Genomic DNA, 19,944 nt, shown 5'->3' on the forward strand with positions numbered 1-19,944 from the left:
TTTATCACTGCTCCCAAAAGGGTCTTGACCGGTTTTTTCGTTACGCACTGAACCCGACCAACCTTCTTCGGCGGTGCCTGACGTAAGGAAAGCAAGTGAAGCGCTCATTGGGTTTCGAGCGCGCCATCGAGGAATCCGTGAACACGATTTTTTTGACCCTCTTCCCGCTTCTTCTCATTGCGCTCGCCTGTACCTTAAGGCGTAAGAGCGTTGTGCCGGCTGCTTTTCGGTCTAAGCCAACCCTCTGTGCGCATCGCGAAGCGGCACGGTCCGCACGGCTTATCCCTCCCCTTTCCTGTCGGGTCCCGCCCATCGACTCGTGGAGACCCGAATCCGATGAAACGCATGCTCTTCAATGCCACGCAAGCCGAAGAATTGCGCGTGGCGATCGTAGATGGCCAGAAACTGATCGATATCGACATCGAATCCGCCCACCGCGAACAACGTAAGGGCAACATCTACAAAGCGGTCATCACCCGCATCGAACCCAGTCTGGAAGCGGTCTTCGTCGACTACGGCGAAGAACGGCATGGCTTTCTTCCCTTCAAAGAGGTTGCGCGCAGCTACTGGCGCAGCAGCGAACAGAACGGTCGCACCCGTGTTCAAGACGCGCTCGAAGTCGGTCAAGAGCTGATCGTTCAAGTCGAAAAAGAGGAGCGGGGCAACAAAGGCGCAGCACTCACCACGTATGTTTCGCTCGCAGGGCGTTATCTGGTCCTGATGCCCAACAACCCGCGCGGCGGCGGCGTTTCTCGCCGCATCGACGGTGAAGAGCGCGCCGAACTCAAACAGATGCTGGAGATGCTCAACGTCCCGGAGGGCATGAGCCTGATCGCACGCACCGCAGCGATCGGCCATTCGCTCGAAGAACTCCAATGGGACCTCGACTACCTGTTGAAGCTCTGGCGCGCGATCGAAGAAGCGGCAAACGCCCAAAAAGCCCCTTTCCTCATCTATCAAGAGAGCGCGCTCGTCATCCGCGCGATCCGCGACTACTTCCAGCCCGACATCAGCGAAATCCTCTGCGACACCGACGAAATTTACGAGCAGGCGCGCCAGTTCATGCAGCACGTGATGCCCGACTGTGTGCGCCGTGTCAAACGGTACGCCGATGATGTCCCGCTTTTTTCCCGCTTTCAGATCGAACATCAGATCGAAACCGCGTACGCGCGCCAAGTAACCCTGCCCTCTGGCGGTGCGATCGTAATCGACCACACCGAAGCGCTTGTCGCGATCGACGTCAACTCCGGCAAAGCGACCAAAGGTGCCGACATCGAAGAGACCGCGCTCAAGACCAACCTCGAAGCGGCGGAAGAGATCGCGCGACAGCTGCGGCTACGCGACCTAGGCGGCCTGATCGTGATCGACTTCATCGACATGGAAAACCCGAAAAACCAGCGGGAAGTCGAACAGAAACTCAAAGAGGCGCTGCACTTCGACCGGGCGCGGGTCCAGATGGGGCGCATCAGCAAATTTGGGCTCCTCGAGCTCTCACGGCAACGGCTCCGCCCGGCGCTCGCCGAAGGCACCTATGTCCCCTGCCCGCGCTGCAGTGGCACCGGTCATATCCGCAGCACCGAATCGGCCGCGCTGCATATCCTGCGCATCATCGAAGAAGAAGCGATCAAAGAGCATACCGCCGCGGTTTATGTTCAAGTTCCGGTCGACGTCGGCACCTTTTTGCTCAACGAAAAACGGTTCGACGTCGCCCGTATCGAGGCGCGCCACCAGGTCCGCGTCGTGATCATCCCCAACCGGCACATGGAAACGCCAGCGCACGAAGTGGTGCGGCTGCGCCACGACCAAATCGACAACCTGGACGTGCGCTTGGTGAGCTACGAACTGGTCACGCCGCCAGCGCCGGAAACCGCGCCGACGAACCTCCTGTCCGAGCGCAAAGCGCCCAAGCAAGAAGCCGCGGTGAAAGGGATCGCCCCCGACGCCCCGCCCCCGGTCACGCGAGCAACGGACGCACCGGAAGACGCGACGGCAGACACGGCGCCGACGGCCCAAACCACCGAGGCACCCCAGCAAGCTCCGCTGCTTCAGCGCCTTTTCGCGTGGCTCAAAAGCTTGATGGGACCAGGCGACACCAGCGCTACCTCATCGGAAACCGAAACCGCGAGCCCGTCCGCGCCACCGGTGCGAAATGGCAACGGTCGCCGCAACGGCAACAGACGTCGCCCACCGCGCCGCAAACGGAGCGACGAATCGCCGCGCGACGCGTTGACCAGCGAAACGTGGGCCGCACCGCCACAATCCCAAAGCGCCTCGGGCGAATCTTCCGAACCGTCCCCCGAGTCATCGGCTGAATCGGAAACAGGTGCCGAACCGTTGGAACTGGTGCTCACACCGGAGAGCGGCAGCGAATCGCCGAGCAAACGGCGCCGTCGCCGCGGCCGAGGACGGCGCAAAGAGTCGGCTGCCGAAAGCGAGACCACTGCTCCGACCGAAACCTACGACGCAGCAACCACCGAAACCACTTCGGCGGTAGCGGACACAACCGAGGAGCTTCCGGCTGAAGAACCGACCCCGACCGCACCGTCAGCAGCATCGGCACAACCGGCCGAAACCGCGCGCGAAGCGGCCAAAGGGGCTGAAACCGCACAACCCGAGGCCACCGAACCTGCCGTGACGGCATCCACCGATGCGGCAGAAGAAATAGCAACACCAGCACCCGAGCACGCCGAGAAGGAGCGCGTACCTGACGACGGCATCCTTCCAGAACGGCAGCTCCCGGTACCGGTTACGCCAGCAGTCACGGAAGTAGGGGCAGTAAGCGCTGCTGGCGAAACGACAGATACTCCAACTGCAGCGGACGAAACGGCTCTTGACACCACCCAACGTCCGGAGGCAGAGCCTGGCGCAACCGCGGCAGTCGTGCCGCAAGACGGCGAAACAGCCAAGCAGGTGCCCGCTCGCGCAGAGCCCGGTGCCGAATCGCAACCGGCTGCATCAGAAGCCACGGCACCCGAAGCAGCCGAACCCAAATCCGGTGCGTCGCCTGCGAACGCCGAAGGCTCCGAAGAAGCCCCGGTGCTGCTTGCGCCGCTTCCGGTCCCGGAACGCCTTGACGGCTCGCTGGCCGCCATCCCCCCGGGGCGTCCAGCGGTTTCGCAAAACCTGAGTGAAGGCGAGCCGCGTGACGGCAACACGGCAACGGAAGCCGCGCTTGGCACCCCTGAGCCGACAACGGACCTGCCAGCGCGCGCCGCAGACGACACCACCCACGAAACCCCGCCGGCAATGTCCGAACCGGGCGTGCCGCCCGCCAGCGCGGCGCCTTCCGCAACCGCCGCGCCATCGTCCCGCAACGCAGAGACGCCGAAGGGCAACGAGCCGCACGAGATTACGGATAAGCCTGCCCCGCGCCGCGAAACCGATACCGCGGCGCTGCGGGAAATGGTCGCGCAAGCGGGCCTCGTCTGGATCGAAACCGACCCCAGCCGCGTCACGTATCGACCGGTTTTTCCGCAACCTGAGGGCTTGGGGCGCGTGATCCCGCGCGCCCCGAAACGCGACGAAGGACCGCTCATCCAGGTGGAGACGCGACGCAGCTAACTGCTCAGCGTGGCTCGATGGCGCGCTTCCAGCCAATCGAGCCACCCTTTCGCCCCCTCTTCGATGAGATCGAGCACCTGCTCGAACCCTTCTCGCCCGCCATAGTAAGGGTCTGGCACTTCGTAATTGGGAAACGCGCGGCTATGCGCCATGAAAAGCCCCAGCTGCGCGCGCGCCTCGAGCGGACGCATCCGTTCGAGCAGCGCCAGGTGGCTGCGATCCATCGCCAGAATCCAGTCGAAGCGGCGAAAATCGTCGCGGCAGATTTGCCGCGCGCGCAGCGCCGAAAGATCATAGCCCCGGGCGCGCGCGGCCCGTAGCGTCCGAGGGTCCGGCGGTTCCCCCACATGGTAGTCGTGCGTTCCCGCCGAATCGACCTCCAGCCACGTCACACCGCGCTGCTGCGCCAGATGGCGCAAAACCCCTTCCGCGGTCGGCGACCGGCAGATATTGCCCGTGCACACACACAACAAACGAAGTGGTGTTGTCATACTCCCTCCTGAGGCGCAATCGAGCGGCGTCACGCAACCGTCTCGAACCCGAACACCGACCGCCGCAACGCCAGCAGTTGATCGCGCAACGCCGCCGCCTTTTCGAATTCGAGCGCCTCGGCGTGGCGTTTCATCTCGCGCTCCAGCTTCTGAATCGCTTTCGCGACCGCCTGCGGGTCACTGCGGTCGAGCTCAGCCAACCAATCCCCGTCCGCACGCGACGCCGCACGACCGCTTACACGGGCCGCCGCACCCGCACCGGATGCAGGCAACCCATCGATCAACTCTTTGACCGCTTTGACCACCGAACGGGGCGTAATCCCATGCGCCGCGTTGTAGGCGATCTGTTTGGCCCGCCGCCGCTCGGTCTCCTCGATCGCGCGGCGCATCGAATCGGTGACCGTATCGGCGTAGAGGATCGCGGTTCCATGGACATGGCGCGCCGCTCGGCCGATCGTCTGGATCAACGACCGCTCCGAACGCAAAAACCCCTCTTTGTCGGCATCGAAGACCGCCACCAACGAAACCTCGGGAATATCGAGCCCCTCGCGCAACAGGTTGATCCCCACCAGAAGATCAAACGCCCCCAAACGCAAGTCGCGGATGATCTCGGCGCGCTCCACCGTGTCGATGTCGGAATGGAGGTAGCGCGCCCGCACCCCATTTTCGTTGAGAAACTCGGTGAGGTCTTCGGCCATCCGCTTGGTGAGCACCGTCACCAACACCCGCTCACCGCGCGCGATGCGCTGCTGCGCTTCATGGAGCAGATCATCGACCTGCTGCGACGCAGGCCGCACCCACACCTCCGGGTCGACGAGACCGGTGGGGCGCACCACCAGTTCGACCACCGCGTCGCTCGTTTCCCGTTCATAATCCCCTGGTGTTGCCGAAACGAAAACCGTCTGCGGCATTCGCGCTTCGAACTCCGTCCAAGTAAGCGGCCGATTGTCCATCGCGCTGGGGAGGCGGAACCCGTACTCGACCAGATTGGCCTTCCGCGCGCGGTCGCCGCGGTACATCCCTCCGATCTGTCCCACCGTGACGTGCGACTCGTCGATGAACAACACCGCGTCGGGAGGCAAATAGTCCATCAAGGTCGGCGGCGGCTCACCGGGCGCGCGCCCCGAAAGGTGGCGCGAATAGTTTTCGATCCCTTTGCAAAACCCCACCTCTTCGAGCATTTCCAGATCGAAGAGCGTGCGCTGCTCGAGCCGCTGCGCTTCGACCACCTTCCCCGCAGCCAGCAGCGCTTCGCGCCGCTCCCGCAACTCGGCCTTGATCGCGTCGATCGCGCGCAACACGGTTGCGCGCGGTGTGACGAAGTGGCTCGACGGATAGACCGTAAAGCGGGCAAGCTGTTGCACCACCGCACCGGTGAGCGGATCGAAGAGCTTCAACGCCTCGATCTCATCGTCGAACCACTCCACCCTGAGCGCCCATTCGGCGTGTTCGGCCGGAAAGATATCGATCACTTCGCCGCGCACGCGGAACGTCCCGCGCACGAAATCGCTCTCGGTGCGCTCATACTGCATCGCGACCAACCGCTCGATCGCCGCGCGGCGCGCAAGCTGCTCCCCCACCCGCAAGTGCAGGATCATCGCGTGGTAGTCGACCGGATCCCCGATCCCGTAGATACACGAGACGGTGGCGACGATCACCACATCCCGCCGCTCCAACAGGCTCTTGGTTGCCGACAGGCGCATCTGCTCGATGTGCGCGTTGATGCTCGAATCCTTCTCGATGTAGAGATCGCGGCTCGGCACGTAGGCTTCGGGTTGGTAGTAGTCGTAATAGGAAACGAAGTACTCGACCGCGTTCTTGGGGAAAAATTCGCGAAACTCGCTGTAGAGCTGCGCCGCCAAGGTCTTATTGGGCGCGATCACCAACGCCGGACGCCCAAGGCGCGCGATCACGTTGGCCATCGTAAAGGTCTTACCGGAACCGGTCACCCCCAACAACACCTGGCGCGCGAGCCCCGCCTCGAGCCCCTCGACCAACTGCGCGATCGCCTGCGGCTGATCCCCTGCCGGGGAATATGGGGCGTAGAGCACGAAAGGGCTTCCGGGAAAACGGTGCCAGGTCCCCTGCTCCTCTGCGTTTCGTAGCGGGACACCCCCTGGATTTGGCAAAGAATCGCCTGGGAGCGCCGTGGTAGAATCGTTTGCTGTCACAGGTACCATCTTTCCATTATCGCAAAAGTTGGAGAATCGCGATGTCACTTTTTGCCAATGTCCCGCTTGCGCCGCGCGACCCGATCCTGGGTCTCAACGAAGCCTACGCTGCCGACCCGCGCTCGAACAAAGTGAACTTGGGCGTTGGGGTCTACTACGACGACAACGGGAAAATTCCGTTGTTGGCGTGCGTGCGCGAAGCGGAAACCGCGATGGCGGCAAACCCGAAACCACGCGGCTACCAGCCGATCGAAGGGCCAGCGCACTACACCACTGCGGTGCAGCACCTGCTCTTCGGCCCCCAATCCCCCCTCTTGGCAGAAAAACGGGTCGTCACCGCGCAAGGGCTTGGCGGCACCGGGGCGCTGCGTATCGGCGCCGACCTTCTCAAGCGGATCGTCCCCGACGCTTCGGTCTATATCTCCGCCCCGTCGTGGGAAAACCACCGCGGCATCTTCGAAGCAGCGGGTTTCCCCGTTCATGAATATCGCTATTTCGACGCCCAAACGGGCGGCGTCGATTTCGCGGGCATGATTGCCGATCTCGAAGCCGCACCGGCCCACAGCATCATCGTGCTCCATGCCTGCTGCCACAACCCCACCGGCGCCGATCTCACCGAAGCGCAATGGCAAACGGTCGTTGAAGTCTGCCAAACCAAAGCGCTCGTGCCGTTCCTCGACATGGCCTACCAAGGCTTCGCCGAAGGAATCGACGCCGACGCGGTTGCCGTGCGCCGCTTCTGCGACGCGGGAATTCCGTTGTTCATTTCGAGCTCGTTTTCGAAGAACTTCTCGCTCTACGGCGAACGGGTTGGGGCACTTTCGATCGTCACCACCTCCGCCGACGAAGCCGCGCGGGTGCTTTCGCAACTCAAACGGGTGATCCGCACCAACTACTCCAACCCGCCGACCCACGGGGCAGCGTTGGTCGGCACCGTGCTCTCCGACCCGGCGCTTCGGCAGCAGTGGGAGACGGAACTGGCGGGCATGCGCGAACGCATCCGAGCGATGCGCCAAGGGCTGCGGGCGCGCCTGGAAGCCGCGGTTCCTGGGCGCGACTTCACCTTCGTCACCGCGCAGCGTGGGATGTTCTCCTACACCGGACTCACACCGGAACAGGTCGAACGGCTCCAACGCGACTTCGGCATCTACGCCGTGCGCTCGGGTCGGATCTGTGTCGCCGCGCTCAACAGCCGCAACCTCGACACCGTTGCCGACGCGATCGCCACAGTGTTGCGCAGCTGACTGCGACTCGCTAGAATGACCTCCATGAGCGTGCAACCGGTCGAGCACATTGAACCGCAGGCGGCGGAAACCGAACTCAAGCCGCCGCCGCTCTTCAAGGTGCTGCTTTTGAACGACGATTTCACGCCAATGGACTTCGTGGTGGAAGTGCTGCAGCGCTTTTTTCATATGAACACGGAACGCGCCGTCGCAATCATGCTCAAAGTCCACCATGAAGGGATGGCCGTGTGCGGCGTCTTCCCGAAAGACATCGCCGCCACCAAAGTGGCGCAAGTCACCGAGTTTGCGCGCAAGCACGGCCACCCCTTGGCGTGCACCATGGAGGAAGTTTAGCGATGATCGCCCCGGAGCTCGAAGTCACTCTGCATCTGATCTTTGCCCAAGCGCGCCGGATGCGCCACGAGTATGTGACCGTCGAGCACCTGTTGCTCGGGCTACTCGACAACCCGTCGGCTTCGGAGGCGCTGCGCGCAATCGGCGCCAACATCGATGGGCTGCGGCGTGACCTACAGCAGTTCATCGACACCCACGTCCCGCGCGTTCCGGGTGAGGGCGATTTCGACACCCAACCCACCCTGGGCTTCCAGCGCGTCGTTCAGCGGGCGATCCTCAGCGTCCAGTCGGCGGGGAAATCGGACGTCACCGGCGCCGCGGTGCTCGTCGCGATTTTCGGCGAAAAAGATTCGCACGCGCTCTACTTGTTGCAGCGGCACAAAATCACCCGCCTCGACATCACCAACTACCTTGCGCACGGCGTCGTCCCCGATCGGGTCGCGCAACAGCAGAACCTACGCAACAAAGCTACCGCCCCCAAGAATAACCCCGCGGCAAGCGACGAGGACGACGAACAGCGTCCCGCAAACGGCGCTGCGGCGCTCGAACAATTCACCCTCAACCTCAACCAACTTGCGAAAGAGGGCAAGATCGACCCCCTCATCGGTCGCGACGCGGAACTTGAGCGGGTCGTGCAGACCCTTTGCCGTCGGCGCAAGAACAACCCATTGCTCGTGGGCGAAGCCGGTGTGGGCAAGACCGCGATCGCCGAAGGGCTCGCGAAACGGATCGTCGACGGCGAAGTCCCCGAAGTGCTTGCGCACGCCACCGTCTATGCGCTTGACCTCGGAACCCTGCTTGCGGGAACCAAATACCGCGGCGATTTCGAACAGCGGCTGAAAAACGTCCTCAAAGCATTGCAGGAACAAGAGGGGGCGATTCTCTTCATCGACGAAATCCATACGCTGATCGGCGCCGGCGCCGCCTCGGGCGGAAACCTGGACGCTTCGAACCTCTTGAAACCGGCGCTTGCGAAGGGGCAATTGCGGTGCATCGGCGCCACCACCTACAACGAATACCGTCAGATCTTCGCCAAAGATCACGCGCTCTCGCGCCGCTTTCAAAAAATCGACGTCACCGAACCGTCGGTTGCCGACACGGTCGCGATCCTCAAAGGGCTCAAAGAGCGCTTCGAAGCGCACCACGGCGTCAAATACACCGCTGCGGCACTGCAAGCTGCCGCCGAACTCTCCGCGCGCTACATCACCGACCGGCAACTCCCCGACAAAGCGATCGACGTGATCGACGAAGCAGGTGCCGCGCAAAAAGTGCTCCCCAAAGGCAAGCAGAAAAAGACGATCGGCAAAGCGGAAATCGAAGCGGTGGTTGCCAAACTGGCCCGAATCGCGCCCCGCGCCGTCGCCCACGACGACCGGCAAAAGCTCGCTACCCTCGAACGTGACCTCAAACAGGTGGTGTTCGGGCAGGACGAAGCGATCGAACAGCTCGTGCGCGCGATCAAACTCAACCGCGCCGGACTCGGCAACCCCAACAAACCCATCGGCTCGTTCCTCTTCTCCGGGCCAACGGGTGTCGGCAAAACCGAAGTAGCGCGCCAGCTCGCCTTTACCCTCGGGATCGACCTCGTGCGCTTCGATATGTCCGAATACATGGAGCGCCACACCGTAAGCCGCCTCATCGGTGCGCCGCCCGGTTACGTCGGGTACGAAGAAGGGGGGCTGTTGACCGAAGCGGTGATGAAAAAACCCCACTGCGTCCTTCTCCTCGACGAAATCGAAAAGGCGCACCCGGACGTCTTCAACCTGCTTTTGCAGGTGATGGACCACGGAACGCTCACCGACGCCAACGGCCGTAGCACCGATTTCCGCCACACGATCCTCATCATGACCACCAACGCGGGCGCAGAAACGATGCAGCGAAGCGCCATCGGCTTCACCGCGAAGCGCGAAGCGGGCGACGAGATGGCCGAACTCAAACGCGTCTTCACCCCAGAGTTCCGCAACCGACTCGACGCGATCGTCTCGTTCAAGCCGCTTACCCCCGACGTGATTGCACGCGTCGTCGATAAATTCCTCCTGCAGCTCGAAGCGCAACTCCAAGAAAAACGGGTCGAAGCCCACTTCACCGACGAACTCAAAGCGTGGCTCGCTGCGAAAGGGTTCGATCCGGTGATGGGCGCCCGTCCGATGGCGCGCCTCATTCAAGAGACGATCCGCGCAGCGCTCGCAGACGAACTCCTCTTCGGCCGTCTGGCCCACGGTGGCGAAGTGACGATCGACATCGACGACCACGAAAAGGTGGTGCTTCGCTTCCCGGAAGACGGCGAAACTTCCGATCACCTCCCTGTCGTCGAAGCCGAAGGATGACGCAGCGATGACCTTTCAAACCACCGACCTCTGTGACGCCTTCGAAAGCGAACTCCAGGTACTTGCGCCAATCCTGCGCTCCTACGGCGGCGCGCGCTGCGCGGGCGGCCCAATCCGCACCCTCAAAATCTTCGAAGACAACGCGCTCGTGCGGGAAACGCTGGCAACCCCGGGCGAAGGGGCAGTGCTCGTGATCGACGGCGGCGGCAGCCTGCGCCGCGCGCTCCTTGGCGATCAGCTCGCGGAACTGGCAGTCCAAAATAGCTGGGCAGGCGTGATCGTCTATGGCGCGATCCGCGACTCCCGCGCCATCGCGCAGCTGCCGCTTGGCGTCTGGGCCATGGGCACGATTCCCCTCAAAACCGTGAAACGGGGCGAGGGACAACGCGACATTCCCGTCACCTTTGGCGGGGTCACCTTCACGCCCGGACACTTTGTCTATGCCGACGAAGACGGCGTGATCGTCGCGCCGCGCCCACTCCTCTGATCCCAGGAAAACGGGGCACAGCCGCCCTTGACCGAACTGGCGACCCCCTCCGCCCCTTGGCTCGCGCTTGCTGGCGGGTTGGGCTTTTTCTTGCTGGGTCTCGAGCTCCTCACCGACGGCCTTCGCCTGGCCGCAGGTCCCAACCTCCAGCGCCTGCTCAGTCGTGCAACCGATACCCGGTGGCGTGGACTCGGTACCGGCATCCTCATCACCGCGCTCGTCCAATCGTCGTCGCTCGTCACGTTTGCCACGATCGGCTTTGTCAATGCCGGGTTGCTCACCCTTCACCAATCCCTATGGGTCATCTTTGGCGCCAACATCGGCACGACTGTCACCGGCTGGCTCGTCACCTTGGTTGGCTTCGAGTGGGCGCTCGAATCGTGGGCGTTGCCGCTTGTTGCAATCGGCGCGTTTTTCCACCTGACCGGCAAGAGCAGCCGCCGTGGCGCGCTGGGGTTGGCGTTGGCTGGCTTCGGTCTGCTGATCACCGCGATCGATCTTCTCAAGAGTGGTTTGGGCGGTGCTGCAGCGCACGTGACACTACCCATCGGTGACGGACCGCTTCTGCTCATGGCGCAAACCGGCGCTGGGTTTGTACTCACCCTTCTCCTCTTCTCCTCGAGTGCCGCCACGGCGCTCATCCTCACCGCAATCCACAGCGGCCTCATCGACCTCTCGAGCGCCGCCGCGATGGTGATCGGCGCGAACCTCGGCACCAGCGTCAAAGCCTTCCTGGCCGCAATCGGCGCAACGGCGAACGCCAAACGCGCCGCAGCCGCCCACATCCTCTTCAACACCCTTACCGCAGTAGTCGCATTCCTCATCCTCCCTGCCCTGGTTACCGTGACCACCGCGCTCACTGCGTGGAGCGGAGCCGAACGCGACCCTGCGATCGCGATCGCGCTATTCCACACCCTGTTCAACGTCCTGGGTGTCGTTCTGATCTGGCCACTCGCCAACCCGATGGCCGCTTGGCTGCAACGTCACTTCCGTACGCGCGAAGAAGACGAAGCGCAACCCCGCTACCTCGACCACACGCTCGTCACCATCCCTGACCTGGCACTCTCTGCGCTCCAACACGAACTGGTGCGTCTGCGCGACATGGCCTCAGCGATCCTCGAACGGGCGATCGTCGGAACCGTACCCGACCCAACCGCGGTCCATGCGGTGCGAACCCTCACCCACGCAATCGCCCGCTTCATCGCCGCAATGAACCAAGGAACGCTCACACCGCAATTGATCGACACCAGCGAACGGCTCTTGCGTGTGGCTCGCTACTATGAAAGCGCGGCGCGGTTTGCCGAAGAGGGTGCGCACGCTTGGGGCGAATACGACGAACGCGACCCGTCCGTGATGGCCGCATGGGAACGCTTTCGCACCGCGGCGCTGGCGCTGCTGCCCACCGCCACCCATGCACCCCTCGAAGCGGCCGGGCCATCAGACGACGCCATGGAAGCCGCGTACCAAAACCTCAAAGCCGCGCTCCTGACCGCCGGCAGCCGTGCAGCGCTCTCCATCGCCGCAATGGACGCGCAACTGCGCGCAACAAGCGCGATCCACCGTGGTCTGCAACAACTACGCAAAGGCATCACGCGCACACCCCCACCCCTCACACCGCAAAAAACGCCACATACCTGACCCAACCGCACACGTTCTCGACTTCGCGCGTTTTTGTCTCTTATGTCTTATATAAGATACTTGACGCGGCGCAACAAGCACGGTATCATCAATCCCGTCGCCACTTGGCACATTCGTAACCGAAAGGACGCAATCATGGACCGTCAACAGCAGATCGAAGCGATCAAAAAAGATTGGGCCGAAAACCCGCGCTGGAAAGGGATCACCCGCACCTACACCGCCGAAGACGTCGTGCGTCTGCGCGGTTCGGTGACACCGGAATACACCTTCGCGCGCATGGGCGCAGAAAAACTCTGGAAATTGCTCCACACTGAGCCCTACATCAACGCGCTCGGGGCGCTCACCGGCGGCCAAGCCATGCAACAGGTCAAAGCCGGGATCAAAGCGATTTACCTCTCCGGCTGGCAAGTTGCCGCGGACAACAACGAATACCGCGCGATGTACCCCGACCAGTCGCTCTACCCGGTGAACTCGGTGCCGGTGGTCGTCGAACGCATCAACAACGCGTTCAAACGTGCCGACGAGATCCAATGGGCCAAAGGGCTCAACCCAGGTGACGAAGGGTGGATCGACTATTTTGCCCCGATCGTCGCCGACGCCGAAGCGGGTTTCGGAGGCGTACTCAACGCCTTCGAACTGATGAAGGCCATGATCCGTGCGGGCGCCGCTGGGGTGCACTTCGAAGACCAGCTCGCAAGCGTCAAGAAGTGCGGCCACATGGGCGGGAAAGTGCTCGTTCCCACCTCTGAAGCGGTGCAGAAACTGATCGCCGCGCGGCTGGCTGCGGACGTCTGCGGCGTGCCCACGCTGGTGATCGCGCGTACCGACGCCGAAGCCGCTGATCTGCTCACCTCGGACCACGACGAATACGACAAACCGTTCCTCACCGGCGAGCGCACCGCCGAAGGGTTCTACCGCACCAAGAAGGGTCTCGAGCAAGCGGTGGCGCGCGCACTCGCCTACGCGCCGTACGCCGACCTCGTCTGGTGTGAAACCGGTACGCCCGACCTCGAATTCGCGAAAAAATTCGCCGAAGCGGTCCATGCCAAGTTCCCCGGCAAGATGCTCGCGTACAACTGCTCGCCGTCGTTCAACTGGAAGAAGAACCTCGACGACGCCACGATCGCCAAATTCCAACGCGAACTCGGCGCGATGGGGTACAAATTCCAGTTCATCACGCTTGCCGGTGTCCACAGCATGTGGTACAACATGTTCGACCTGGCGTACGATTACGTGCGTCGCGGCATGAGCGCCTACGTCGAGAAAGTGCAAGAGCCCGAATTCGCGGCCCGCGAACGCGGTTACACCTTCGTCGCCCACCAGGCCGAAGTGGGTACCGGTTACTTCGACGACGTCACCACGGTCATCCAAGGGGGTCAGTCGAGCGTCACCGCGCTCACCGGTTCCACCGAAGAAGAGCAGTTCCACTGATCAGCCCGTGAGAGGCACGGCATGGCGCGATCCGTGCCTCGCCCATGCCAGAGGGAGACAAAAACGGTTGGGTAGCCCCAGGGGCTACCCTTTTTCGTGTCCGAGCGAAATGCACGCCGCAGATGGACAAATCGACACGAACTCAGTATCCTTCCACCAAGTACGGCCACACCAAGGAGACCTTACCCCAATGATCACCCTCGAAACCCACGACGATCGCGTCGAAGCCACCGTCTTTGGCGAATTTACCCTTGCCGACTTTCGCGCATTCGAAGAGCAGATCGAATACGCGAACCGCTTCCACGGCCCGGTGCGGCTCCTTCTCGACTTACGCCAGATGATCTCTTACACCATCGACGTGGCGTGGGAAGAGCTCAAATTCACCCGCGCACACCCCGACGCGTTCGACCGCATCGCGATTCTCACCGACGACGATTGGCTCACGTGGATCGCCTGGATCGAGCGCTTTTTCGTCCATGCCGAAATCCGCACCTTCACCGACGAAGACGCTGCACGCGCCTGGCTCGACGAACCCGTGACGAACCCAGCGGATTGACCGAAACGCACATGGCCGTGATGAGCCTTTTTCCCGCTACCGTGATCGATAATGCCACGGCGTACCGCTGGCTCAACGAAGGAAACGCGGTCGCGATCGATTGCCGTTTCGACCTTGCCAACCCCGAACTCGGCGAAGCCGCGTACCGCACCGCCCATCTTCCGAGGGCACGCTACTGGCATCTGGAACGGGACCTCTCTGCCCCACCGTCGGGGCGTAACGGCCGCCATCCGCTGCCGTCGCCCGAATCGTTCGTCGCGCTACTGGCTGCAAGCGGCATCACGCGTCAAACTCCCGTGATCGTCTACGACGCAGCAGACGGCTTGATGGCCAGCCGCGCATGGTGGATGTTGCGCGCATGCGGCATTTCGGCCGCCGTCCTCGATGGCGGCTGGCGCGCTTGGTGTGAAGCAGGGTTACCCAGCACTGCGGAACCCGCAACCCCCGTTCCCACCGCCCCGATCACACTCGATGATTGGCATCTGCCGGTTGCCACCGCCCAGACGGTACGGGCCGCACTGGACGACCCCGGGGTCCTACTCATCGACGCCCGAGCCCCCGAACGCTATCGCGGTGAACACGAACCGATCGATCCCGTCGCGGGCCACATCCCAGGCGCCGTCAACCGTTTCTACCGGGAAAACCTTGACCCAGAAACCGAGCGCTTCTTGCCACCGGAACGGCTGCGCGCCGCCTTTGCTGCGTTGCTGGGCGCGATCCCGCCACAACAGACCATCCATTACTGCGGCTCAGGCGTCACCGCATGCCACAACCTGCTGGCAATGGCGCATGCCGGGATGCCATTCGGCCAGTTGTACGCCGGTTCGTGGAGCGAATGGTGCGCCGACCCCTCGCGCCCCGTCGCCCGCACCCCATCCTGATCCCTCACCCTTCCAACACCACCCGCTCTACCTCGGGCAGCGACCGCGCCAAGAAGCGCTCGGCCAGGGTGTGAAACCGCGGGGGTTTGTCCGAAACGTAGAAGTGATGCTGGGGCGCAGCCGCTTCACGGCGCAGGAGCGCCTGTTCCGCCAGCACCTGCGCGGCGGCTTCGGCAACGGCAACCGCCGAATCGACCAACGCCACCTCCGGCCCCGCGACGCGGCGCAACAGCGGTTTGAGCAACGGATAGTGCGTGCACCCCAAAACCAGGGTATCCACCGCCTCCGAGGTGAGCGGCGCCAAATATTCCCGTGCCACCTGTTCGGTCACCGGATGATCGACCCACCCCTCCTCGACCAACGGAACGAAGAGCGGGCACGCCCACGCATGCACCCGCACGTCGGGTGCGTACGCATGGATCCGTCGCGCGTACGCGCCGCTATCCACAGTCGCCATCGTGCCGATCACCGCAACAGCCCGGCGCCGCGTCATCTCCGCAGCCGCCCGTGCCCCGGCGTCGATCACGTCGAGCACCGGCACGCCGGCCGCCAAACCCGCTACTGTGTCCGCAGCGACCGCGGCCATCGAATTGCACGCGATGATGAGGAGCTTCACCTCTTGCTGCAACAAAAAGCGGGTGATTTCCGCAGCATACCGCCGGATGGTCTGCGCCGACTTCACCCCATAGGGCACGCGCGCGGTGTCACCGAAATAGACGATCGCTTCATTAGGCAGCCGCTCCATCACCGCCCGCGCCACCGTTAGCCCCCCAACCCCCGAATCGAAGATACCGATCGGTGCATTGCTCACCGGTTGCCTGCCCATCGTCTGCGCCATCGCCCCGCGTCACTAAGCAAATGGAACGGATTGTACCGTACCACCCTGGCCGCGATGGCGCGCCAGCGCCCACTGGACGTGTTCGCGCACCAGCGGCGACGGGTCGTCGGCGCGCTGCCTGAGCGCCGCCACCACATCTGGGGTCGTCGGGGCGTTACCCAACGCCACGGCCAAATTGCGCAACCAACGCGGATAGCCGATGCGCCGAATCGGAGAACCCGCGAAACGATCCAGGAATTCGTGTTCGCGCCAAGCAAACAGTTCGACCAACCGCGGCGCATCGAGCCCATGCCGCGGCTGAAAGTCGGAGCATTGTGACGGCGTCGCGAAACGATTCCACGGACAGACCAATTGGCAATCGTCGCAGCCATAGATTCGGTTGCCAACGAGCGGCCGCAGTGACTCCGGAATCGATCCAGGATGTTCGATCGTCAGGTACGAAATGCAGCGCCGCGCATCCACCGTGTAGGGCGCGACGATCGCCTGCGTTGGACACGCGGTGAGACAACGCACGCATCGCCCACAATGCGCACGTTGCGGCGCGTCGACCGGCAACGGCAGGTTGGTGACCAGTTCGCCCAGAAAAAAGTAGGACCCTTCGCGTGTCAGCAACAGCGTATGCTTTCCGCGCCACCCCAAACCCGCGCGCGCGGCGAGCGCCACCTCCCATATCGGCGCCGAATCGACGAAGACCCGCCCTTGGTGTTCTGGCGCCAACGTTTTCAGGACGTTTTCCAGTTTCGCCAAGCGGGCGCGCACCACCTTGTGGTAATCTCGGCCCAGCGCATACCGCGAAATATAAGCGCGCGACGGGTCGGCGAGCACCGCTTCGGCCGGCGCCGCCTGCTCGGGCCAGTAGGGAAAACGCAACGAGACGACGCGCTGCGCGCCTGGAACGAACGCGGCGGGGCGCGCGCGCAGCGTCCCCCACTTTGCCATATAATCCATCTCGCCGTGGTACCCTTCGCGCAACCACGCAAGGAGTTTCGGCTCTTCCGCGGAGAGGTCGACGTCGCTCACCGCCATCGCGGCAAACCCGAGCGACTCCGCCGCGCGCCACAACGCTGCTTTGATCTGTGCCCAATCGCGAACCGTTCCTGCCATCGACACCCATCGCCCCCATGAATACCGACGCCTCTTTTACCACAACCGCGCACCTCGAAAACGAAGCCGAAACCGGCGCGTTCGCGCGACGCGTTGCCCCCTGCTTCGTCGCGACCCGCGGCATCGTCACGCTGACCGGGCCGCTGGGTGCCGGCAAGACCACCTTCGTACGGGCACTCCTCAACGCGCTCGGCCATCACGGACCGGTCAAAAGTCCCACCTATACCTTGGTCGAACCCTACCCAGATCTCGCTGTTCCAGTTTATCATTTCGACTGCTACCGGTTCGCCGACCCCGAAGAGTTCCGCTGGGGCGGCTTCGACGAATACTTTCAACCGGAAAACCTCTGCTTGGTGGAATGGCCCGAAAAAGCGCACCCCTACCTACCGAGCCCCGACTGGCAGGTTCGGATCGCGATCGAAGCGACGGGCAGTCGGCTGCTGACCCTGGGCGCCTGCTCGACTGCGGCGAAGCGGCAGTGGCCAGCGCTCGGCTAGCCACCCCCGCAGCCGCGTTGTCCCGCGTCCAAGCGGCACGCCGCGCCTTTCTCTCCCGCGCCACGCTCCTTGCGGCATTCACTTGGCTGCCGACACGCCTCATCGCCGCGTCGCCACCGCGCATCGTCGCCGTTCGCGCTTGGCCCGCAGAGGAATACACACGCGTCACGCTCGAAGCCAGCGCCGCACTCGAACACGAAGCATTCTTACTAGAAAATCCACTGCGCCTTGTGATCGACCTCAAAGGGGTGGTCGTCCAAACGATTTTGCGTGCCCTTGCAGAACATATCGCACCCGACGACCCCTATATCGCCGCGGTCCGCGTCGGGCAGTTCACCCCAGAGACCACCCGCATCGTCTTCGACCTGAAGCAAGCAGTCGTCCCGCAGATCTTCCTTCTCGACCCCATCGATCCCTATCAATACCGCCTGGTGATCGACCTCTATCCCGAAAAACCGCAAGACCCCGTCGCGCGGCTCTTGGCCGAACTCGACAAACGGCAGCGGACGGAAAGTGACACGCCGGTCCTCAGCGAAACGCCCCCGCGGCGACCCGCCGAAACCCAAGCGAACCGGGCAACCAACCCGCGTAAGCCACAACCGAAACCACCGGAACAGGACGCCCCATACGTGATCGTCCTCGACCCCGGGCACGGTGGCGAAGACCCCGGCGCGATCGGTCGTCACGGTACCCGGGAAAAGGACGTGGTGTTGGCGGTGGCGCGGCGCGCCAAGAAGCGGTTCGACGACGACCCGAAAACGCGCGCGGTGCTGACGCGCAGCGATGACTACTTCATCGCGTTGGGGGAAAGGGTGAACCGCGCCCGGCGCGCCCAAGCCGACCTCTTCGTCTCGATCCACGCCGACGCCTTCGTGCGCCCCGACGTCGCCGGGAGCTCGGTCTATGCCCTCAGCGACCGCGGTGCCTCGAGCACCGCAGCGAAGTGGCTCGCGCAAAAAGAGAACCAATCCGACCTCATCGGCGGCGTCCAATTGGCAGCGCGCAGCGACCATGTCGCCGCTACGCTCCTCGACCTCTCGATCACCGCAACCCGCACCGACTCGTTGCGCCTCGCGCAAGCGGTGCTCGCCGAGCTCGCGCGCGTAAGCCCCCCCCACCGCCCCGAGGTCGAAACCGCGAATTTCGCAGTCCTGCGTAACCCCGACGTCCCGTCGGTACTCGTCGAGCTGGCGTTCATCTCCAATCCCACCGAAGAACGGCGACTAAAGAGTGCAGACTACCAAGAACAGCTCGCCGAAGCGATCTACCGCGGCGTGAAGCGCTACCTCGAACGCCACGCGCCGCGTCCTCGTGCGTTGATGCTCGCCGCCAAGAGCCGCGACCCCGCAAGTTGATCCGCGGAATACCGGTATAATTGGGCGTTTTCCGAAAGCAGACTCAGAGGACGATGCGCATCCTGCGGGGCCATGCGCCCAGCCTTGCACCGACCGCGCTCACCGTCGGCAATTTCGATGGCGTCCATCGCGGACACCAGGCGTTGTTGCGCCTGGTCTGCGACCGTGCGGTAGCACGACAACTCACCCCTGCGGTGCTCACCTTCGAACCCCACCCGCGCGAGCGGTTGGCACCGACCAGTGCCCCCCCGCGTCTCACCCCGCTGCGTGACAAAGCAGCACTGCTTGCGCGGGAAGGGATCGCGCAACTGCACATCCTCCCCTTTACCCGCCGTATCGCACAGTGGTCGCCTGAGGCGTTCATCGCGTTCTTGGTCGAACGTCTCATGGTTCGCCATTTGATCGTCGGCGACGATTTTCGCTTCGGCGCCCATCGCGCCGGCACGTTGGAAACCTTGCTCGACGCTGGCGATCGCTTCGGCTTTACCGTCGAAGCGATGTCGACCCTTACGTTAGGCCCCGAACGCATCAGCTCGAGCGCCGTGCGCACCGCGCTCGATGCGGGCAACGTCGAACACGCCGCGGTGCTGCTTGGGCGTTGGTACGCGGTCACCGGACGCGTCCACCCAGGCGCACAACTCGGCCGCCAAATCGGCGTTCCGACGATGAACCTACTGATCGCACCACGGCAAGCGCTTCCTTCGGGCGTTTTCGTCGGCTGGGTCACCGGTCTGGGCAATCGGCCAGAACCGGCGGTGATCAACGTCGGCGTACGCCCTACCGTCACGCAGCGCCACCCAGCCGATCGCGCATCCTGCCCTCTGCTCTCCCCCACACTGGAGGCGCACCTCCTCGATTGGCACGGTGACGCATACGGCAAGCGGATCACCGTCCATTTCGCCGCCAAACTGCGGAACGAACAGCGCTTCCCGTCGCTTGCTGCGCTCACGACACAAATCCACGACGACATCGCCGCGGCGCGACGCTGGCACGCAACGCACCCCACGCAATACCCATTGGATTAGGAGTC

At 63.4% G+C, this 19,944-nt stretch carries 16 protein-coding genes; 12 read left to right on the plus strand and 4 right to left on the minus strand.

The genetic code is table 11. From position 1 onward, the window contains the following. Positions 1-336: 336 nt before the first annotated feature. Positions 337-3,561, plus strand: a complete 3,225-nt coding sequence (locus tag KUL93_RS06420; RefSeq protein WP_217126248.1) for an Rne/Rng family ribonuclease — start codon at positions 337-339, stop codon at positions 3,559-3,561. On the opposite strand, the gene KUL93_RS06425 is transcribed toward KUL93_RS06420, so the two are convergent. Further along, positions 3,558-4,052, minus strand: a complete 495-nt coding sequence (locus KUL93_RS06425) for a low molecular weight protein-tyrosine-phosphatase (RefSeq protein ID WP_217126249.1) — start codon at positions 4,050-4,052, stop codon at positions 3,558-3,560. The two genes, KUL93_RS06420 and KUL93_RS06425, sit on opposite strands and share 4 nt — an antisense overlap. Positions 4,053-4,081: 29 nt before the next feature. Beyond that, positions 4,082-6,232 carry an excinuclease ABC subunit UvrB gene (gene uvrB / locus KUL93_RS06430; protein ID WP_217126250.1) on the minus strand — a complete coding sequence of 717 codons (2,151 nt, stop codon included), beginning with the start codon at positions 6,230-6,232 and terminating at the stop codon, positions 4,082-4,084. 26 nt (positions 6,233-6,258) lie between these two features. On the opposite strand from uvrB, the gene KUL93_RS06435 reads away from it, so the two are divergent. The 8 genes from KUL93_RS06435 (at position 6,259) to KUL93_RS06470 (ending at position 15,120) form a co-directional block, all read left to right on the plus strand. Next, on the plus strand, positions 6,259-7,467 hold the full coding sequence (locus KUL93_RS06435; RefSeq protein WP_346731667.1) for an amino acid aminotransferase: 1,209 nt from the start codon (positions 6,259-6,261) through the stop codon (positions 7,465-7,467). A 24-nt stretch (positions 7,468-7,491) separates the two neighbouring features. Beyond that, positions 7,492-7,800: an ATP-dependent Clp protease adapter ClpS gene (clpS, locus tag KUL93_RS06440; protein WP_249419312.1), complete on the plus strand. Its 309-nt coding sequence runs from the start codon at positions 7,492-7,494 to the stop codon at positions 7,798-7,800. A gap of 2 nt (positions 7,801-7,802) precedes the next feature. Next, complete coding sequence (gene clpA / locus KUL93_RS06445) at positions 7,803-10,127, plus strand: ATP-dependent Clp protease ATP-binding subunit ClpA (RefSeq protein WP_217126253.1); 2,325 nt, start codon at positions 7,803-7,805, stop codon at positions 10,125-10,127. Positions 10,128-10,134: 7 nt separating this feature from the next. Next, positions 10,135-10,614 carry a ribonuclease E activity regulator RraA gene (gene rraA / locus KUL93_RS06450; protein ID WP_217126254.1) on the plus strand — a complete coding sequence of 160 codons (480 nt, stop codon included), beginning with the start codon at positions 10,135-10,137 and terminating at the stop codon, positions 10,612-10,614. Between the two features lie 27 nt (positions 10,615-10,641). Next, on the plus strand, positions 10,642-12,252 hold the full coding sequence (locus tag KUL93_RS06455) for a Na/Pi cotransporter family protein (RefSeq protein ID WP_217126255.1): 1,611 nt from the start codon (positions 10,642-10,644) through the stop codon (positions 12,250-12,252). Positions 12,253-12,387: 135 nt separating this feature from the next. Then, on the plus strand, positions 12,388-13,683 hold the full coding sequence (gene aceA, locus KUL93_RS06460) for an isocitrate lyase (protein ID WP_217126256.1): 1,296 nt from the start codon (positions 12,388-12,390) through the stop codon (positions 13,681-13,683). A 190-nt stretch (positions 13,684-13,873) separates the two neighbouring features. Then, the gene (locus tag KUL93_RS06465; RefSeq protein WP_217126257.1) at positions 13,874-14,239 is read left to right on the plus strand and encodes a SpoIIAA family protein; all 366 of its coding nucleotides are present in this window, start codon (positions 13,874-13,876) and stop codon (positions 14,237-14,239) included. A gap of 20 nt (positions 14,240-14,259) precedes the next feature. Next, positions 14,260-15,120, plus strand: coding sequence for a sulfurtransferase (locus tag KUL93_RS06470; RefSeq protein WP_430408203.1), 861 nt, complete (start codon positions 14,260-14,262; stop codon positions 15,118-15,120). A gap of 4 nt (positions 15,121-15,124) precedes the next feature. On the opposite strand, the gene murI is transcribed toward KUL93_RS06470, so the two are convergent. Beyond that, the gene (murI, locus tag KUL93_RS06475; RefSeq protein ID WP_217126259.1) at positions 15,125-15,958 is read right to left on the minus strand and encodes a glutamate racemase; all 834 of its coding nucleotides are present in this window, start codon (positions 15,956-15,958) and stop codon (positions 15,125-15,127) included. 12 nt (positions 15,959-15,970) lie between these two features. Then, on the minus strand, positions 15,971-17,062 hold the full coding sequence (queG, locus tag KUL93_RS06480) for a tRNA epoxyqueuosine(34) reductase QueG (protein ID WP_217126260.1): 1,092 nt from the start codon (positions 17,060-17,062) through the stop codon (positions 15,971-15,973). A 17-nt stretch (positions 17,063-17,079) separates the two neighbouring features. Here queG and tsaE point away from each other — a divergent pair, with 17 nt between their 5' ends. Genes tsaE through KUL93_RS06495 form a run of 3 tightly spaced genes read left to right on the plus strand, consistent with a single transcriptional unit; the run spans position 17,080 to position 19,939 of the window. Then, complete coding sequence (gene tsaE / locus KUL93_RS06485; protein ID WP_217126261.1) at positions 17,080-17,559, plus strand: tRNA (adenosine(37)-N6)-threonylcarbamoyltransferase complex ATPase subunit type 1 TsaE; 480 nt, start codon at positions 17,080-17,082, stop codon at positions 17,557-17,559. After that, positions 17,541-18,914 carry an N-acetylmuramoyl-L-alanine amidase gene (locus KUL93_RS06490; RefSeq protein WP_217126262.1) on the plus strand — a complete coding sequence of 458 codons (1,374 nt, stop codon included), beginning with the start codon at positions 17,541-17,543 and terminating at the stop codon, positions 18,912-18,914. The genes tsaE and KUL93_RS06490 overlap by 19 nt, the downstream gene beginning before the upstream one ends. Before the next feature lie 53 nt (positions 18,915-18,967). Next, positions 18,968-19,939, plus strand: a complete 972-nt coding sequence (locus KUL93_RS06495; protein WP_217126263.1) for a bifunctional riboflavin kinase/FAD synthetase — start codon at positions 18,968-18,970, stop codon at positions 19,937-19,939. Positions 19,940-19,944: the final 5 nt, after the last annotated feature.

Source organism: Hydrogenophilus thiooxidans (assembly GCF_019049855.1).
Taxonomy (GTDB): Bacteria; Pseudomonadota; Gammaproteobacteria; order Burkholderiales; family Rhodocyclaceae; genus Hydrogenophilus; species Hydrogenophilus thiooxidans.

Coding starts and splice junctions, on each gene's coding strand:
- aceA (WP_217126256.1), top strand. CDS start 12,388: ATGGACCGTCAACAGCAGATCGAAGCGATCAAAAAAGATTGGGCCGAA.
- KUL93_RS06465 (WP_217126257.1), top strand. CDS start 13,874: ATGATCACCCTCGAAACCCACGACGATCGCGTCGAAGCCACCGTCTTT.
- uvrB (WP_217126250.1), bottom strand. CDS start 6,232: ATGGTACCTGTGACAGCAAACGATTCTACCACGGCGCTCCCAGGCGAT.
- KUL93_RS06425 (WP_217126249.1), bottom strand. CDS start 4,052: ATGACAACACCACTTCGTTTGTTGTGTGTGTGCACGGGCAATATCTGC.
- queG (WP_217126260.1), bottom strand. CDS start 17,062: ATGGCAGGAACGGTTCGCGATTGGGCACAGATCAAAGCAGCGTTGTGG.
- KUL93_RS06495 (WP_217126263.1), top strand. CDS start 18,968: ATGCGCATCCTGCGGGGCCATGCGCCCAGCCTTGCACCGACCGCGCTC.
- murI (WP_217126259.1), bottom strand. CDS start 15,958: ATGGCGCAGACGATGGGCAGGCAACCGGTGAGCAATGCACCGATCGGT.
- KUL93_RS06470 (WP_430408203.1), top strand. CDS start 14,260: ATGAGCCTTTTTCCCGCTACCGTGATCGATAATGCCACGGCGTACCGC.
- KUL93_RS06420 (WP_217126248.1), top strand. CDS start 337: ATGAAACGCATGCTCTTCAATGCCACGCAAGCCGAAGAATTGCGCGTG.
- clpS (WP_249419312.1), top strand. CDS start 7,492: ATGAGCGTGCAACCGGTCGAGCACATTGAACCGCAGGCGGCGGAAACC.
- clpA (WP_217126253.1), top strand. CDS start 7,803: ATGATCGCCCCGGAGCTCGAAGTCACTCTGCATCTGATCTTTGCCCAA.
- tsaE (WP_217126261.1), top strand. CDS start 17,080: ATGAATACCGACGCCTCTTTTACCACAACCGCGCACCTCGAAAACGAA.
- rraA (WP_217126254.1), top strand. CDS start 10,135: ATGACCTTTCAAACCACCGACCTCTGTGACGCCTTCGAAAGCGAACTC.